This is a genomic window from Paenibacillus sp. 32352, assembly GCF_002042965.1.
Classification (GTDB): domain Bacteria; phylum Bacillota; class Bacilli; order Paenibacillales; family NBRC-103111; genus Paenibacillus_S; species Paenibacillus_S vulneris.
Genome location: NZ_MZNT01000001.1, coordinates 296963 through 314540, shown reverse-complemented (window position 1 = coordinate 314540; position 17578 = coordinate 296963). Strand labels below are relative to the sequence as shown.

The 17578-nt window shown below is 50.9% G+C and carries 11 protein-coding genes and 1 pseudogene; 2 read left to right on the top strand and 10 right to left on the bottom strand.

The genetic code is table 11. The annotated features are described in order from the left end of the window. Window positions 1-209 precede the first annotated feature (209 nt). Window positions 210-1508, bottom strand: a complete 1299-nt coding sequence (gene icd / locus B1728_RS01525; RefSeq protein WP_079908409.1) for an NADP-dependent isocitrate dehydrogenase — start codon at window positions 1506-1508, stop codon at window positions 210-212. Window positions 1509-1651: 143 nt separating this feature from the next. Further along, on the bottom strand, window positions 1652-2767 hold the full coding sequence (citZ, locus tag B1728_RS01520; RefSeq protein ID WP_079908408.1) for a citrate synthase: 1116 nt from the start codon (window positions 2765-2767) through the stop codon (window positions 1652-1654). A 943-nt stretch (window positions 2768-3710) separates the two neighbouring features. Between citZ and B1728_RS36055 the strand changes: the two genes are divergently transcribed. Together B1728_RS36055 and B1728_RS01505 are read left to right on the top strand one after the other, a co-directional pair. Continuing rightward, window positions 3711-4262 (top strand): hypothetical protein, encoded by a 552-nt coding sequence (locus tag B1728_RS36055; RefSeq protein ID WP_179135839.1) that lies wholly within the window; start codon window positions 3711-3713, stop codon window positions 4260-4262. Window positions 4263-4626: 364 nt separating this feature from the next. Then, complete coding sequence (locus B1728_RS01505; protein ID WP_079908406.1) at window positions 4627-6171, top strand: Ppx/GppA phosphatase family protein; 1545 nt, start codon at window positions 4627-4629, stop codon at window positions 6169-6171. Here B1728_RS01505 and B1728_RS01500 read toward each other — a convergent pair. The 8 genes and pseudogenes from B1728_RS01500 to B1728_RS01465 form a co-directional block, all read right to left on the bottom strand. Next, complete coding sequence (locus tag B1728_RS01500) at window positions 6131-8230, bottom strand: RNA degradosome polyphosphate kinase (protein WP_079908405.1); 2100 nt, start codon at window positions 8228-8230, stop codon at window positions 6131-6133. The two genes, B1728_RS01505 and B1728_RS01500, sit on opposite strands and share 41 nt — an antisense overlap. Before the next feature lie 166 nt (window positions 8231-8396). Beyond that, window positions 8397-8813 carry an acyl-CoA thioesterase gene (locus B1728_RS01495; RefSeq protein ID WP_079908404.1) on the bottom strand — a complete coding sequence of 139 codons (417 nt, stop codon included), beginning with the start codon at window positions 8811-8813 and terminating at the stop codon, window positions 8397-8399. 210 nt (window positions 8814-9023) lie between these two features. Beyond that, on the bottom strand, window positions 9024-10781 hold the full coding sequence (gene pyk, locus B1728_RS01490) for a pyruvate kinase (protein ID WP_079908403.1): 1758 nt from the start codon (window positions 10779-10781) through the stop codon (window positions 9024-9026). Then, window positions 10774-11754, bottom strand: coding sequence for an acetyl-CoA carboxylase carboxyl transferase subunit alpha (accA, locus tag B1728_RS01485; RefSeq protein ID WP_079908402.1), 981 nt, complete (start codon window positions 11752-11754; stop codon window positions 10774-10776). The genes pyk and accA overlap by 8 nt, the downstream gene beginning before the upstream one ends. Beyond that, complete coding sequence (accD, locus tag B1728_RS01480) at window positions 11744-12667, bottom strand: acetyl-CoA carboxylase, carboxyltransferase subunit beta (protein ID WP_079908401.1); 924 nt, start codon at window positions 12665-12667, stop codon at window positions 11744-11746. The genes accA and accD overlap by 11 nt, the downstream gene beginning before the upstream one ends. A gap of 46 nt (window positions 12668-12713) precedes the next feature. Beyond that, window positions 12714-12905 (bottom strand): hypothetical protein, encoded by a 192-nt coding sequence (locus B1728_RS01475; RefSeq protein WP_028548091.1) that lies wholly within the window; start codon window positions 12903-12905, stop codon window positions 12714-12716. Between the two features lie 305 nt (window positions 12906-13210). Then, window positions 13211-13675 (bottom strand): annotated as a pseudogene (locus tag B1728_RS01470) (phosphatidylglycerophosphatase A family protein); the annotation flags it as partial. A 217-nt stretch (window positions 13676-13892) separates the two neighbouring features. Continuing rightward, window positions 13893-17552 carry a DNA polymerase III subunit alpha gene (locus B1728_RS01465; protein ID WP_079908399.1) on the bottom strand — a complete coding sequence of 1220 codons (3660 nt, stop codon included), beginning with the start codon at window positions 17550-17552 and terminating at the stop codon, window positions 13893-13895. Window positions 17553-17578 lie beyond the last annotated feature (26 nt).

Genomic DNA, 17578 nt, shown 5'->3' with positions numbered 1-17578 from the left:
AAAGGGGGATTTAGGGGGTTGGTTCAGGCTCTACCTGGTAGCGTGTCGCGGGATGCTTGGCGTTAGCTCAAGCTTCCGGGACAAACGCGGTCCATACACTTGCCATGCTTCCATCCGCCTCTACCTCTCCTTAGACAACTTTACGTCGTCCAGGGGGCGTATTCCTTGGGGTCCCCCTTACAAAGGGGGATTTAGGGGGTTGGTCCCTCTTACTCCATATGAGCGATAACTTGGTTAGCGAACTCGGAGCATTTAACTTCAGTTGCGCCTTCCATCAAACGAGCGAAGTCGTAAGTAACGGTTTTGTTGTTGATAGCTGTTTCCATACCTTTGTAGATCAGGTCAGCAGCTTCTTGCCAGCCCAGGTGCTCAAGCATCATAACGCCGGACAAGATAACGGAACCTGGGTTTACTACGTCCAGACCAGCATACTTCGGAGCCGTACCATGAGTAGCTTCGAAGATAGCGTGTCCTGTTACATAGTTAATGTTAGCTCCTGGGGCGATACCGATACCGCCAACTTGCGCTGCCAAAGCATCGGACAAGTAGTCGCCGTTCAGGTTCAATGTAGCGATAACGTCGAAGTCAGTAGGACGAGTCAATACTTGCTGCAAAGCGATGTCGGCGATAGCATCTTTTACGATGATTTTACCTGCAGCTTCAGCGTCTTTTTGCGCTTTGTTAGCAGCGTCAGTGCCTTGCTCCGCTTTGATTTTGTCGTATTGAGCCCAAGTGAAGGTTTTGTCGCCGAACTCTTGCTCAGCCAGCTCATAGCCCCAGTTTTTGAAGGCACCTTCAGTAAATTTCATGATGTTACCTTTATGTACCAAGGTAACCGATTTACGGTTGTGTTGAATAGCGTATTCGATAGCGGCACGGATCAAACGCTTGGAACCTTCGGACGATACAGGTTTTACGCCGATACCGGAAGTTTCTGGGAAGCGGATTTTCTTAACGCCCATTTCTTTTTGCAGGAACTCGATCACTTTTTTCACTTCAGCGGAACCGGATTCCCATTCGATACCTGCATAGATATCTTCTGTATTTTCACGGAAAATAACCATGTCAACCAATTCAGGACGTTTTACCGGGGACGGAACGCCGTTGAAGTAACGAACCGGACGGGAGCAGACGTACAGGTCAAGCTCTTGGCGAAGAGCAACGTTCAGGGAGCGGATACCGCCGCCAACTGGCGTTGTCAATGGGCCTTTGATTGCTACGATATATTCACGAATTGCTGTCAACGTATCAGCTGGCAGCCAGTTGTTGAATTTATTGAATGCTTTCTCGCCGGCAAAAACTTCGTACCAAGCAATTTTCTTTTCGCCTTTGTATGCTTTTTCTACTGCTGCGTCAAGAACGCGTTTGGAAGCCGCCCAAATGTCCGGGCCTGTTCCGTCACCTTCGATGAAAGGAATAATAGGGTTGTTTGGAACGTTCAGCTTACCGTTAACAATAGTAATTTTTTCGCCTTCTGTCGGCTGTGTGTAGTTTTCGAATTGAGCCATGTTCTTTGTTTGCCTCCTTAAAATGGTGGTAAATAAATACAAAATTGAACGGGAGCCGCAGCGCTTGTCCCCGCTCCTTAGAGGAGGAGGAACCCTCTCGCTGCAGCAACCCGCTGCTTGCTTAGCTCTTTATTGATAATCGATTAACGATTTTCAATCGGAATGTATTTTTGGTTGGAAAGACCGGTATATTCTGCGCGAGGACGAATCAAGCGATTGTTCTCATATTGCTCCAGAATGTGAGCTGTCCATCCGGATGTACGGCTGATGGCGAAGATCGGCGTAAACAAATCACGCGGAATTTCCAAGGATGTGTATACAGACGCGGAGTAGAAGTCTACGTTTGGCTTCAGGCCTTTTTGTCCGGTTACCATCTCTTCGATTTTGATGGACATGTTGTACCAGTTCATGTTGCCGGTGATTTTGCCAAGCTCTTGGGACATTTTTTGCAGGTGCTTCGCACGAGGATCGCCGTTTTTGTATACGCGGTGACCAAAGCCCATGATTTTTTCTTTGTTTTCGAGCTTGTTGTTGATGTAGCTTTCTACATTCTCGAAGGAACCGACTTCTTCCAGCATAGCCATAACCGCTTCGTTCGCACCGCCGTGAAGAGGTCCTTTCAAAGCGCCGATAGCCGATGTTACACCGGAATAAATATCGGACAAGGTAGCAACCGTTACGCGCGCTGCAAAAGTGGAAGCGTTCAGCTCATGATCAGCGTGAAGAACCAGCGCTTTATCCAACGCTTCAACGGCCACTTTATCCGGCTCTTTGCCGATCAGCATGTACAGGAAGTTTTGTGCTACGGAAGTAGCGTCGCTCTTAGGAGCAATAGGCTCCTTGCCTTCACGAATGCGGGCGAATGCTGCAATGATCGTAGGGATCTGAGCTTGCAGTTTAATCGCTTTGCGAAGGTTAGCCTCCTGCGACATATCATTGGCTTCTTTATCATAAAGCGCCAAAGAAGATACTGCCGAACGAAGAGCTGCCATAGAGTTCGTATCCTTTGGATACAATTTGATTTGCTCGATCACTTGGCTTGGAACCGGAGCGTAAGTATTCAGGTCTTTCACCAGTTGAGCCAATTCGGAGCGGTTCGGCAGTTTGCCGTACCACAGCAAATAAGCAACCTCTTCAAAGCTTGCGTTTTCAGCCAAATCATCAATGTCAATCCCACGATAGGTGAGAACACCGTCAATAATGGAGCTGATGGAGGACGTAGTAGCAACAATTCCTTCTAATCCTTTAGTAGCAGTCAAAGCAATCTCTCCTTTGCGATCAAGTTCATATAGTTACTATACCATAGATCATGGTTCTGAAAAAAACGTATCGAAGCATCCCCGACCAAGGGTCTGTACTTGCTTTTATGCGTGCAAGCAAATAACTTATACATGGAAAAGACGTCCATGCATATAAGTGAAGTTGTTCACTTATAGAGAACTTCTATAGTTCTACTATAAATGATTTAACGAACAAAGGAAACAAATTTGGACATAAAAGTTCATTATCAGCACAATAAACATATGCTATCTCTGTATTCACAGGGAATTTCCCATGAGTCAAGAAGTTTCAAAAACCGATACGGCACTGGATTTTAGTCTTTCCAATAATAGCATAATGATTCCTGAAACAACACCTTGTCCAATTGCGGGAGATAAGAGCACTACAGAAGCATCCCTCCCCTTTGTCGCCTTTATCATAAAAAAGCTTGCCCGGTGCATGAGCTTCGCGCATACATTACAAAATCGTCACTGCATGGTATACAGACTCGTTTTTAGTCACCATAGCGAAGTTGTCAGCGTATTAATAAAACGAATGTAAATTCTTAAAAAAGGATAAAACCAATGAAAAATAAGAAACAAAGAAACGGTAAAAGGTCGATTAAGAAGGATAAATTGGGTGCTTCCAGTCACGTAAATAACAAGACAATCCGGAATCAAATAAACTTTGGTAAACGACTTAACTATTCCATTAACGAGTTGGCCTTCCTATCAGACACTTCATCGAATAAATTGCCCCAATCTAAAGAAGATGACTAAACTTATAGCGGCGGGTTATTGCTTTTAGCAAAGCATAACCTGCTCTTTTTATGTCAGTTGTTCCGTTTTAGCAAAAATAGGTACATGCTGTAATGCAGACACCCTATCAATTAGAATCTCTTAGCATATCATGCTGTATAAACAATGAAAGGAGATGAGAAAATTGGGTGAAACAGGTCTCACCGGATTAACCGGTCTTACTGGACTAACTGGACTTACAGGGCCAACCGGACCCACAGGACCTACAGGGCTTACTGGTGCCACTGGACCTGCCGGGCCAGGTTCTGCAGCAACAGGCGCTCAAGGTACAGTACCTACCGCAATTACTGCTGCGGGTACTCCAGTCACTGCTGTTACGATTGCTGTCCCTGTCACAGCCGCTGCTAACCAAGTCATTGTTGACGGTATGGTAACCGTAAACCTTAGCTTTACAGCTGTACTCGCTGCTGCATTAAACCCTACATTCACTGTAACCTTACTTCAAGATAGTGTTGCTGTTGCAACAGCAGCTAGTTCTGAGCTTCTTGCCATTACTCTTCTTGGAGCTCTAACTATCAGTCGCTCTATTCCGATTACGTATTTCGCTGCATCCTTAGCACCTGGAACGCATACCTATGCCATAGAGGTGACTGTGAGCGGGGTTGTCCTTGCAGTTGGAACCACAGCAAGTATCACCTATTCGTCTCTGACTGCATCTACTCATACAGCTCCTTAATATCTGAAAAGTATCCCTACAAAATGGAGCCTTTTACTTCGAAAATTGCCGCATCCGATAACCTCGGAATCTTATCCATTCGATTATGGCAGAGTAAACCCTCATTCCCAAAGGAGTGAGGGTTTATTTTTTATAAAAAGGAAAGCAGCCAAAAAAGCCTCCGCTTGGCAGAGGAAAATGATTGAACATTATGGGTTGCTGCTATTTTATGTTTATTTGCGAAAAAAGTGCAAAACTCCTATCACTTCCAATGAAAAAGTGTTCTCGTTCAAGCGAGAAGTCCGTTTTCAGAAACATTTTGCTCCGGAGACAAACGATGGTAAAATAATGTTATTTGAAACTATGAAGCCTACGGAGGAATCCTATGCCTGCTACCCGCAGAATCGGCATCATCGATATCGGTTCCAATTCCATTCGACTTGTCGTATATGAAATCAACGCTTCTCATGCTTATAGAGTAATTGGAGAGTTCAAGCAATCGGCCCGACTGAGCCAACGGATTGACGCCGATAATACACTTTCTCAAGATAACATACAATTTATTGTTCGGATTTTGCTTCATTTTCAAACGATTTGCCGCTCCTATCATGTTACAGAAGTACGGGCGGCAGCAACGGCGGCCATTCGGAATGCCGCGAATTCCAGGCAAATTATCGATATGATACAGGAACGAAGCGGAATGACCGTCGAGCTGCTGTCCGGAGAGGATGAAGCGCGAATCGGCTTTTTGGGCATGATCCATGCGTTGAACGTAGAGCATGGTCTCCTGGTGGACATCGGCGGTGGCAGTACAGAGGTCTCTTTGTTCCGTAACCGCAAGCTCGAACGAAGCGTATCCTTTCCTTTTGGCGCGGTGAATACTACGGCCCGTTTCGCTTCAGGAAACCTGTTCACCCAAGAGCAAATTAACGGCATCCGTCATATGGTCCAGCAAGCTGTCGCAAGCGAGCCCTGGATCATGGAGCATCCGGGGCTTCCCATGATAGGCTTGGGAGGCACGATACGAAGCTTGTGCAAAATCAATCAAAAGAAGCGGAAATACCCGCTTCCCCTTACGCATAACTACGCCATGTCGGCGGAGGATATGAACGAACTCATGCAATGGCTGCCCTCGCTCCCTGCAGATAAAAGAAAAAAGGTCGACGGACTTTCCAAGGACCGGTACGACATCATTGTGCCGGGGCTGACGATCCTGCACACTTTGTATGAAGCCTGCGGAGCAAGCCATTATATCATCAGCGGCGCGGGGCTTAGGGACGGATTGTTTTACGAATCATACCTGTCCAGTCAGCATTCGCCGTGCAGCTTGGCCGAACGAAGCGCCCGCAATCTGCTAGGGCTTCATTCCTGCGTTCCTCCGGAGCATCTGGAGCAGGTAGCTGACTTCGCCACGGAGCTGTTCGACGCCCTTCAAGGCTTGCATGGGCTGGACGATAGCAGCCGAACCTGCCTTCGTATCGCGGCGCTGCTTTATCGGATCGGTGTATCGTTCCAGTATTACCAGTTCTCCAAGCACTCCTTTTATATGATCGCCAATTCGAGGCTGGATGGGCTGAGTCATCGGGAAACCTTGCTCTGCGCGGCCATTGCGGCATTCAAAACGAAAGGCAGAACCCAGCAAATCTGCCTTCAATACAAGGAAGTTTTGCAGGAATCCGACTGTGACCTCATCATCAAGCTCGGCACGCTGCTGCAGCTGGCCATTGCGCTGGACAGCTCGGAAACTCAAGTCTTCACTTCCTTGGAGGCGGCCGTTACACCGGATAACAAGCTGCAGCTTCAAGTGAAACAAAAACACGACCCCTCCGTGGAATACGGTGAGGTCGCGGCTTTGCAAAAAGACTTTAAAAAAATATGGGGCCTGAAGCTTACGTTAGATGGAAGTGATGCTTTTTCTTCCATGAGCTGATTTTCATGGCCTCAAATTGGCTTCTCAGCGGTTTATCCTCATTGACTACCCGTTCATACATTCCATTGGACTGCAGCTGCCTGGCCTTGACGTTATCGTTGAGGCTCAGCTCCAGAATACGTATGAGGGACTCCTGTATATCCTTATCAAATACCGGGCACATCAGCTCAATGCGGCGGGTCAAATTTCTCGTCATCCAGTCCGCGCTGGAGATATAAACCTCCCGGTCTCCGTCGTTCTCAAAATAGATAATGCGCGAATGCTCCAAGAATCGATCCACGATGCTTAAGATGCGAATGTTCTCGCTGAGTCCCGGCACACCGGGACGCAGGCAGCAAACCCCGCGCACGATCAAATCGATCTTAACCCCCGCTTTGGAAGCCTCATACAGCTCATCGACCATCTGTTGATTGGACAAAGAGTTGAATTTGGCGATGATTCGAGCCGGCTTCCCCATCGAGGCATGAGCCGCTTCTCGGCGTATTTTCTCAAACAGCTTATCCTTTAAATCAGTAGGAGCGACGCCGAACGCTTTCCAGTTATGCGGCGCCGAATAGCCTGTCACTTCGTTAAACAGAGCAGAGGCGTCTTCGCCGATGATCGGATGGGAAGTAAACAGGCCGACATCCATATACAGCTTTGCCGTGTTATCGTTGTAATTGCCTGTGCCGACGTGCACATACCGGCGTAACCCCTCCTGCTCCTGGCGAACGACCAAGGTGATCTTGGCATGGGTCTTCAAGCCGACCAGCCCGTAGACGACATGGCAGCCCGCCTGTTCAAGCATGCGTGCCCAAGCAATATTGCGCTCCTCGTCGAATCTGGCCTTCAGCTCAACGACAACCGTCACCTGCTTACCCGATTCCGCTGCGCTCGCCAACGCCTGGATTAACGGCGAGTTGCCGCTGACCCGGTAGAGCGTCATTTTGATCGCCAGCACTTGGGGATCATAAGCCGCTTGGCAAATAAAGTCCGTCATGGCATCGAACGATTCGTATGGATGGTAGACGAGCACATCCTGCTGTCTTAACGTTTCGAATACGTCATCCGTATCCATCAGCTCCGCTGGATAGACAGGCTCTACCGGCTTGAAGCGAAGATGATCGTAGCCCTTCAAGGAGCCGGACAGCTTCATAAAGTAGGTCAGATCCAAAGGCCCGTCAATTTCAAAGATGTTGTCCGAAATTTCGAACTCCTCCTGCAGCTGATCCAGGGCATAGGGATGAATGCCCTTCTGGACCTCCAAACGGACAGGAGAGCCCCATCTGCGCCGTCTCAGCTCCTTCTCGATCTCTTCGAGCAAATCCTCCGCGCCTTCTTCGTTCAGCGTCAGATCGGCGTTCCGTGTCAGCCTGAAGCCGTTCACGGCAATAGGGATATAGCCGGAGAACAGCGTCTGAATATGCTGCTCGATCAGCTCCTCCAGCAGGACGAACTCATGCTTCTTGCTGTTGGTACGAACCGGAACCTCTATGCAGCGTGATAAATTGGATGGCACTTGAACAATGGCAAAATAAGGCTCGCTGTCCGGATCCTCTCCCTCTTTCATAAGGACGACCGCCAGATAAAGCGCCTGGGTATGAACAAGCGGAAAAGGCCGGCTCTGGTCAACCGCCATAGGAGTCAGCACAGGAAAAATAATCTCATGGAAATATTCATCCATCGCTTTGCGCTGCGTCAAATTCAGGTCCTCGTACTCCGTAAACATGATGCCTTCCTTGGCCAGCTGCCGCGAAATATCACGATACGTTTTGTACTGCTCCGCTACCATTTTGGCAGACCGTTTCATGACGCGCTTGAACAAGCCTGCCGGGGTGTAGCCTGTGAAATCCTTTTTTACGTAGCCTGCCTTAATCTGGTCCTTGATTCCTGCGACCCGGACACTCATAAACTCATCTAAATTAGACGATACGATCGATAAAAATTTGATTCGTTCCAGGAGCGGCGTCTCCGCATCCTGTGCTTCTTCCAAGACCCGCCAGTTAAATTCAAGCCAGCTTAAATCTCTATTCAAATAATTCGATGATGCTTCTCTTTCTCTTTGCGTCATCTCTTTCATAGGATCACTTAACCTCCATCAGATTCGCCCGTTTTCGAAAATGAAACTATCCGTCTCTAGCAACGGCTTACCGTTTTCATTCTACTTTCTTCATGGTAGTTCGACATTGTCATCGGAGATTAGGTTGTTTGTAAATTTTATGTAAAGACGCGCTATGTATTCCGATTCAGCCTTGTTTTTGAAGCAGCGCATACAGCTCCGGCGCAGCCTTATCGATTCTGGTAGGCTTCCAGGCTTTATTCACCCATACGTGCCGTGTTCCGCCGCTGACCAGCAGCTCTTCGCCCCGGCGTATTTCGGAGGCAAACTGCAGCCGCAAATGAGTGAAATCCTCTATTCGGGTACGAATCGTGATCAGATCGTCATACTTCGCGGGCAATCGGAATTTCAGCTCGGCCTCAATAACAGGCAGCAGCAGCCCCAGCTCTTCAATTCTTTGATAAGGCATGCCTAGTGCCCGAATCAGCTCGGTCCTTCCGATTTCAAACCAATTCAAATAATTGGCATGATAGACGACACCCATCTGGTCCGTTTCCTGGTACCGAACTCTAATCGTATGTTCAAACCATGCGGATGGAGTCATGCTTTCCCTCCCACTATGCTATTATGGCCTTTTTTTTAAAATTTGGCTTGGTCGCGGACTATTCCTTGTTCACCCGCGTGTAACGGATATAACCTGCTTTGCTGATAAAAAAAGAGTGAAACCGATTATGACGTCGACTTCACTCCGGGGTTGAGGCTTGCTTGGAGCAGGCCTGTCCTTCTCCTGCTGCCTAACAAGCCTCTTTTCTTTTTACAATACGCGGGCACGGCCGGAATAAATGACACCGACCTCAGGATAAATGGATACCTCTGTGCCGTCACTGATTAATCCCAAAGCGCCCTCAACGCCGACGATAACCGGCTTGCTCAAGCTGATACCGACCACTGCCGCATGAGAGGTAATACCGCCGGTTTCCGTGATGATCGCTGCAGCCTTCTCAATAGCCGGCATATATTCTTTATCCGTTGTAAGGGTCACAAGAATACAGCCTTCTACAGCCTTGGCGTTCGCTTCTTCCGGAGTACGGGCCGTAATAACCTTGCCTGTTGCGATTTGCGTTCCGATGCCTTGACCTTTGGCAATCATTTCGCCAATTTGATGTACCTTGATCAGGTTCGTTGTTCCGGAGCGGCCCACGGGAACGCCGGCTGTGATAACAACCGTATCGCCCAAGCTGACCAAGCCCGCTTTGACACTGCTGTCTACGGCAAGCTCGAACAGCTCGTCCGTCGTTTCACATTTCTCACCCTTAACCGGAACGACACCCCATACGAGCGACAAGCGGCGAAGCACCTGCTCATTAGGAGTTACGGCGATAATAGGCGCTTTAGGGCGGTATTTGGATACCATCCGTGCCGTATAGCCGCTCTCCGTTGCCGTCAAGATCGCACGGGCATCAAGATCCATAGCGGAGTTAGCCACAGCCTGGCTGATCGACTCCGTAACCGTTCTTTGTTGAGCATTGCTTTGACGGATAAAGATTTCACGGTGCTCCAAGGCCGTCTCTGCACGCTCGGCAATTTTGGCCATCGTCATAACGGATTCGATCGGATATTTCCCTGCAGCCGTTTCACCGGACAGCATCACTGCATCGGTACCGTCGAAGATCGCATTGGCCACGTCACTTGCTTCCGCACGAGTCGGACGCGGATTGCGCTGCATGGAATCCAGCATCATCGTTGCGGTAATAACCGGCTTACCGGCTTGGTTACATTTTTTGATCATCGCTTTTTGCACGATCGGCACATCTTCGGCAGGAATCTCAACGCCAAGATCACCACGCGCAACCATCAGGCCGTCGGACACCTCGAGAATCTCATCCAGGTTCTCAACGCCTTCTTGATTCTCGATTTTGGAAATGATCTGGATGTGCGTCGCATTATGACGCTCCAAAATTTCGCGGATTTCGATGACGTCGCTCGCTTTGCGCACGAACGAAGCAGCGATGAAGTCAACTCCCTGCTCGATACCGAAAATAATATCGTTGGCGTCCTTCTCCGTAATCCCCGGCAGATTGATTTTAACGCCTGGGACGTTAACGCCCTTCTTGCCGCCTAACAAGCCGCCGTTCACGATACGGCATTTGATTTCCTTGCTCGTCAAGTCTACGACTTCCAAGCCGATAAGACCGTCATCGATCAAAATCGTGGAACCGACCTTCACGTCTTTCGGCAAATCTTTATAAGTGACAGAGATGCGATCGGCATCGCCCAGCACGTCTTCCGTCGTTAATGTAATAAAGTTATCCTGAATCAATTCGACCTTTTGGTCATCCTTTAGTTTGCCTGTACGGATTTCCGGGCCTTTCGTGTCAAGCAGAATCGCTACATTCTTTCCAAGCTCCTTACAAGCCTGGCGCACGTTGCGGATCCGGTTGCCGTGCTCTTCGAAATCGCCGTGTGAGAAGTTCAGTCTGCAGACGTTCATTCCGGCATTGATGAGATTCTTGAACATGTCAAGCGATTCGCTCACCGGACCGATCGTACATACAATTTTGGTTTTACGCATGATTGTGATTACCCTCCTGAATGTAAGTAAACCTACCGATTTTTCTAAATTTCTGATAGCGATCTTCGATCAATTCTTTCTCTGAGAGCTGCATTAACTCCTTCAAATGCTTTGTTAAGGTTTCTTTAATGAGCTCAGACTGGCGGGCTACATCGCGATGCGCGCCGCCGCGCGGTTCCGGAATGACACCGTCTACGACGCCGAGAGCATGAATATGGTTCGCGGTGATTTTCATCGCCGCCGCTGTTTCCCCTGCTTTGGACGCGTCCTTGTACAGAATCGACGAGGCCGCTTCCGGCGTACTCACCGAATAGATCGCATTTTCCAGCATAAATACGCGGTTCCCTACTCCTAACGCAAGCGCACCGCCGCTGCCGCCTTCGCCGACAACGACACAGAGAATCGGCACACCGAAGGAAGCCATCTCCATCAAGTTTCTGGCGATCGCTTCACTCTGTCCCCGCTCTTCCGCAGCGCCTCCAGGATAAGCCCCCGGAGTGTCGATGAACGTAATGATAGGGCGTTTGAATTTGTTAGCCTGCTGCATCAAACGCAAGCCTTTACGGAAGCCTTCCGGATGCGGCATCCCGAAATGGCGGGCAATGTTATCCTTCGTATCCTTGCCCTTCTGGTGACCGACTACGGTAACGGGAATTCCGTCCAGGCGGGCCAGTCCACCTACAATGGCCAGATCGTCACCGTAATGACGATCACCGTGCAGCTCCATAAAATCCGTGAAAATATGCTGGATATAATCAAGCGTCGTCGGCCTTTGTGCATGACGGGCAAGCTGCATCTTCTCCGCCGTCGTCAAATTGCTGTAGACCTTCTCGGCTTCCTGCTCGTAGCGCTGCTCCAAACGGGCGATTTCGTCCGAGAAATCGATTTGCTTCTCGGCGCCGAACTTGCGCAGCTCTTCAATCTTGGCTTTCAGCTCCAATAGCGGCTGCTCAAAGGGCAATTCACCGGCCATTTGCCAAATCCCCCTTCACAACATGCAGATCCAGTATCCGGGTCAGCGTGTTTTTCATTTCTTTGCGTACAACTACCATGTCTACCTGCCCATGACTTAAGTTGAACTCCGCCGTCTGGAAATTGTCGGGGAGCTTCTGGCGAATCGTCTGCTCGATGACGCGTTTGCCTGTAAATCCGAATGCTGCCCCGGGCTCGGCAATAATAAAGTCGCCAAGCATCGCAAAGCTGGCCGAAACCCCGCCGAACGTAGGGTCAGTAATGACTGAGATATAAAGGCCGCCCTGCTCATTGAATTGAGCCAAAGCCGCACTTGTCTTGGCCATCTGCATCAGACTGAGAATGCTCTCCTGCATGCGGGCGCCGCCTGATGTAGAGAAAATAATTAACGGATATTGCTTTTGCATTGCATGCTCAATAGCGCTCGTAATTTTCTCACCGACGACCGAGCCAAGCGAGCCTCCCATGAAGTCAAAGCTCATGACAGCTACAACGACAGGAAAACCGCCAATCGTTCCTTCGCCTGTGATCACCGCATCGTTCATGCCAGTCGCATCGACGGCTTTACGATACTTGCCGACATAATCCGGAAATTCAAGCGGATCCTCCGAGCTCATCTCGGCGTCATATTCAAAAAAGCGGCCTTCATCCATAATCATCTGAATGCGTTCGACCGCGCTGAGTTTGAAGTGATACCCGCATGTGGTACATACCTTCAAGTTTTTGTCCAATTCTTTAGTAAATTGAATCGCAGCGCATTTCGGACATTTGTTCATCAAGCCCTCGGGAATTTCCCGTTTCGGCTTATCCTCCGGCAATAAGTCACCGCCGTCACCTGCTCGTGTGACAGACCTGTCCGCGCTTGGAATGGTAGCGTACTTTCTTTTCTTCTGAAACAAATCTATAAATGACACGATTACACCTCGCTTGCGTAGAGTTCAAATGTGATCCATTCGGTTCTTAAGACCTATGCAATATGGAATTCAGCACATCTTGAACTTCTTCAAGTTCACCTTCCGGGACTAAAATTTCAAACTGATTTTTCGTCATGTTTATGGCCCGTACTTGAACCAGAAAGCCCTCTTCCGTCAATTTCTGCTTGATTCTGTCTGCAATTTTTGCTGTAGGAGCTATATAAATAACGGTCCACATGAAAAAAGACCTCCCGAACATAATGCACTAATGATATCATATCTTCTCTTTTCCCCGCAAGAAAGGTTCAAGGCGTCCGCACACGTTTTTATCCTGTGGTGAAAAAAAGAAGAGAAGCCGGGCATCCCCCGCTTCTGCATATAGTTCAGAAACCCCTGTTCGATCCAGGAACTGTTCGAAGTTTATGGTTCGGAGGTTGCGTCGTCGTCAGCACGGGAGGTGCCGGTTGAAGGGGCGTCAGACCCGTCCTGTACCGCATTCGACGCAGAAGGAGAGGCTGGAGAAACCGTTGAATGGTCCAGCTCGTCCTGATGCCGGTGGGCGATGCGGGCAGAAGCCGCTGCAGCTAGTCCCGCCACAAGATCGTCCAGGAATACATGAATGCCTGTCGAGTGATCGTTCAGCTCGCGAATAATGCCCAGCTTCTCTTTGTCCAGATAGCCGAAGCTCGTCAAGCCGATCATGCCGTAGACATGAACGATGCCGAGCGCAAGCGTCTCGTCAACGCCATAAAGAGACTCATCCCGCTCCATGATAGACTGAAGCGGCTCAGGAAGAAGCTTTTTTTCCGCTAGTTCATCAAGCGCAATACCGGTAAACAGCGTATATTGAACCTCGCGTTTTTTCAGAATCGCCAAAACGCTTTCGATGCAATCTTCTTTTTTCAGTTGAGCGTTGTAAGGCAGCTGCAGCTTCAAAACGATATCGGCGATCCTCTCGATCGTAACGCCCCGATTTTCCAACCATTCCACAATGTGCTGATGTGACATGAAACAACGCCTCCTCCATAGCCAGCTAATAACCAAGGGGAATCGTTCCGCTGTCCAGTACGCTGGCATAGGGACAAGCTATAAGGATAGCGAACGTATTCCTTACCGTGATTCCGGCGGACCGATTGACGATACGGCCGGTTCACGCTTAACGTGTCTTATTCGGTCAAGCCGTAAGACAGCCCGGGTTACTAAATGTATGCGGAGGAAGCGCCGATTATTTCACTTTTACCGTATCTTTACCAAGCAGCTCCTCCATAGCTTGAAACAGCTTGGGAGAAGGCTTGACCTTAAATTGATCGCTTAAGCTGATCGTTTTTTGACTCTTCTCGTAATACAAAATGACGGACAGCGGCCCTTCATGCTGCAGCAGCAGCTCCTTGAGACGGGTAAGCACCTGCGGCTGCTCGTGGTCCGCAGAAATTTTGACATACACGCGCTGCGTCCGGACCGGACGGCTGCTCTCACGCTGCTGCGGCCCAGCGGATCCTTGGCTCACTGGCCTGTCGGTTGCAGCAGGGGCCGGGGCAGGCGCGGGGCGGCTCTTGGCCGAGGACGGAGCCTGCTGCTGCGTATTTCTTGCGGCCGGCTGTTGAGCGGGCCTGCGCACCGCCTTGAACCGGAGGTCCGGGTCGTTCAGCGCAAACAGCTGGTCCGCCAGCAGCTTGACATCCTCATCCCCCTGCTGCAGCTTGGCCCGGACCAGCACCGGCTTGCCCTTCTGCACCAATGGGGCATACTGCTTCCAAGCTTCCGGGAACAGAACTACCTCCACCTTGGCTACACGGTCTTCCAGCTCCATGAAGGCCATAGGCTGCCCCTTCTTGGTCACTATCGTCTTGCTGGACAGCACCATGCCGGCCACTATGACTTCGCTATGGTCGGGCATTTCCTGGAGGAAATGCAGCGGATCGTGCTCCAGCTGGCGCAGCAGCTCTTCATAATCATCGAGAGGACTGCCGGATATGTACAGGCCGAGCAGCTCCTTCTCCATTTCCAGCTGCTGGGTCATCGTGAAGGGGCGAATCTCCGGATATTCGACTTCCCAGTTCACCTCTTCGACAAATCCGAACAGGTGCAGCTGCAGATCGTCACGTTCCTTGCGCCATTTGGCCGCAGCCTCGATCGCTTCCTCCAGCATCGCCAGCTGCTGCGCGCGATGCCCCGGAAGCGAATCCGTCGCTCCGCTCTGGATAAGCGATTCCAGCACCCTTTTGTTGCAGACGCGAAGATCTACCCGGCGGCACAGGTCGACCAGGCTCTCGTAAGCGCCGCCGTCCTTGCTCCGCTCCTTCATGATCGAATCGATCGCCTGCGTGCCGACGTTCTTGACAGCGGCCAGTCCGAAGCGTATGGCCGGTACGGGCTCCCCGGCATCGTCTGCCGCCTGGGCATCTCCAGGCTGCCTTGCTGCCGGTGTCATGACGGGCGTAAACGCGATGCTGCTCTCGTTCACGTCCGGGGGCAGCACGGGAATGCCCATGCGGTGGCATTCGTCGACATATTCGGCCACCTTGTTGTGGCTGCCCATCACGGCAGTCAGCATGGACGCCATGAAATGGACGGGATAGTGGGCCTTCAAATACGCCGTCTGGAACGCCAGCACGCCGTAAGCCGTAGCATGAGCCCGGGGGAAGCCGTAGTCGGCGAACCGTACGATCATGTCGTACACCTTGTTCGCCTCCGCTTCGGTGAACCCTTGTGCTACGCTGCCTTTGACGAAGTGGGTGCGCTCCTCATCAAGCACCTCCCGCTTCTTCTTGCTGACCGCCCTTCGCAGCAAATCCGCTTCGCCAAGACTGAAGCCCGCCATCTTCGAAGCGATCTGCATAATCTGCTCCTGATATACGATAATGCCGTACGTATCTCCCAGAATGGGCTCCAGCGTAGGATGAGGATACTCCACCTCCTGCAGCCCGTGCTTGCACTGAATATACTGAGGGATAAATTCCATCGGACCCGGCCTGTACAGCGCCACCACCGAGATGATGTCCTCGAATTGGCTGGGCCGCATCTCCTTCAGCACTCTCCGTATGCCGGGAGACTCCAGCTGGAATACCCCCGTCGTATCGCCGCGGCTCAGCAGCTCATAGGTTGCCGGATCATCCATCGGCACCTTGTGAAAATCGATTTCTACACCCTTCTGCTCCTTCACCCATTGCAGAGTTCGCTCTATAATCGATAACGTTCTAAGGCCGAGAAAGTCCATCTTGAGCAGGCCGATGGATTCCAGATGCTCCATCGAATATTGGGTCAGCGCCGTCTGCTCGTTGCCTTCCTGCAGCGGCACATACTGCGTCAGCGGCTCCCGCGAGATAACCACGCCCGCCGCGTGTGTCGAGGCGTGGCGGGGCATGCCCTCGACCCGCATGGCCAGCTGGAGCAGCTCCGCTGTCTTCGGCTGCTTGGCGGCAAGCGCCTTCAGCTCCGGATTGGCCTCGATGGCTTCTGCCAAGGTTACGCCGAGCTGGTGCGGAATCATTTTGGCCGCCCGGTCCACCTCGTTGTAGGGCAGATTCAGTACACGGCCCACATCGCGCACCGCCGCCTTGGCCGCCATCGTTCCGAACGTAATGATTTGCGCCACACGGTCAGTACCATACTTGCCTACCACATAATCGATAACCTCGTCGCGGCGGATGTCGTTGAAGTCGATATCAATATCGGGCATCGTAATCCGCTCAGGATTGAGAAACCGCTCGAAGAGAAGATGGTACCTTATCGGGTCGACATCCGTGATCTTCAGCACGTAAGCAACCAGGCTTCCGGCCGAAGACCCCCGGCCCGGCCCCGTCACGATGCCATGCTCATGCGCGAACCGGATGAAATCCCATACGATCAGGAAATAATCGGAGAAGCCCATCCGGTCGATGATGGACAGCTCATAAGCGAGCCGCTCCTCCACGTCCTTGCGGTAGCTGTCGTCATTCCATTCCGGCAGATGCGCATAACGGGCTTCAAGCCCCTTGCGGCATAATTCGGCAAGATAACTCCCCGCCGTCGCATGCTCGGGAAGCGGCTCGAAACGCGGCAGGATCGAACGGCCGAATTCGAGCTCCAGATTGCACCGGTCCGCCACAATCCGAGTATTTTCGATCGCCTGCGGCACGTGGGCGAACATCCGCCTCATCTCTTCATCGCTTTTCAAATAGAGCTGCGTAGACGGAAATTTCAGCCGTTCCGGATCATCTACCGTCTTGCCCGTTCCGATGCACAGCAAAATATCCTGAACCTTCGCATCCTCTTCCCGCACGTAATGAACATCATTGGTCACAATGAGGGGAATGCCGGTGTCCTTGCTTAATTTCAGCATGCTTTGCATCACTTTCTTTTGCTCCAGCAGCCCGTGATCCTGAAGCTCCAGGAAGAAGTCGTCGCCGAAGATGGCACGGTACCGGTTGGCCGCCTGCATCGCCTCCTCGTACCGCTCATGGAGCAAATGCTGTGAAACCTCGCTGCCAAGGCACGAGCTGGTACAAATAAGCCCTTCCGAATATTGAGCCAAATGCTTGGCGTCGATTCTCGGCTTGTAATGATAGCCCTCCAGATGCCCGATGGAGCAGAGCTTCATCAAATTCCGGTAACCCGTTTCGTTCTTCGCCAGCAAAATCAAATGATAGATCGGCTGCTCCTGCCTGCTTCCCTTTTCCTTAATGGAGCCTGCCGTATAATACACCTCACAGCCAATAATCGGCTTGATCCCGTGCTGCTTGCACGCTTTATAAAATGGTATGGCGCCGTACATCACACCGTGATCGGTTAACGCCAACGCTTTCATCCCGAGCCGGGCTGCCTGGCCTACCAGATCGTCGATACGCGCCGCGCCGTCCAACAGGCTGTATTCGCTGTGTACATGCAGATGGACAAAATCACTCACCTGCGCCGCCTCCCTTGATTCTCTGT

What these genes read in the sequence shown, in the direction of transcription:
- icd (WP_079908409.1), bottom strand. Translation starts at nt 1,508, where the DNA reads ATGGCTCAATTCGAAAACTACACACAGCCGACAGAAGGCGAAAAAATT.
- B1728_RS01505 (WP_079908406.1), top strand. Translation starts at nt 4,627, where the DNA reads ATGCCTGCTACCCGCAGAATCGGCATCATCGATATCGGTTCCAATTCC.
- B1728_RS01500 (WP_079908405.1), bottom strand. Translation starts at nt 8,230, where the DNA reads ATGAAAGAGATGACGCAAAGAGAAAGAGAAGCATCATCGAATTATTTG.
- B1728_RS01495 (WP_079908404.1), bottom strand. Translation starts at nt 8,813, where the DNA reads ATGACTCCATCCGCATGGTTTGAACATACGATTAGAGTTCGGTACCAG.
- pyk (WP_079908403.1), bottom strand. Translation starts at nt 10,781, where the DNA reads ATGCGTAAAACCAAAATTGTATGTACGATCGGTCCGGTGAGCGAATCG.
- accA (WP_079908402.1), bottom strand. Translation starts at nt 11,754, where the DNA reads ATGGCCGGTGAATTGCCCTTTGAGCAGCCGCTATTGGAGCTGAAAGCC.
- B1728_RS01475 (WP_028548091.1), bottom strand. Translation starts at nt 12,905, where the DNA reads ATGTGGACCGTTATTTATATAGCTCCTACAGCAAAAATTGCAGACAGA.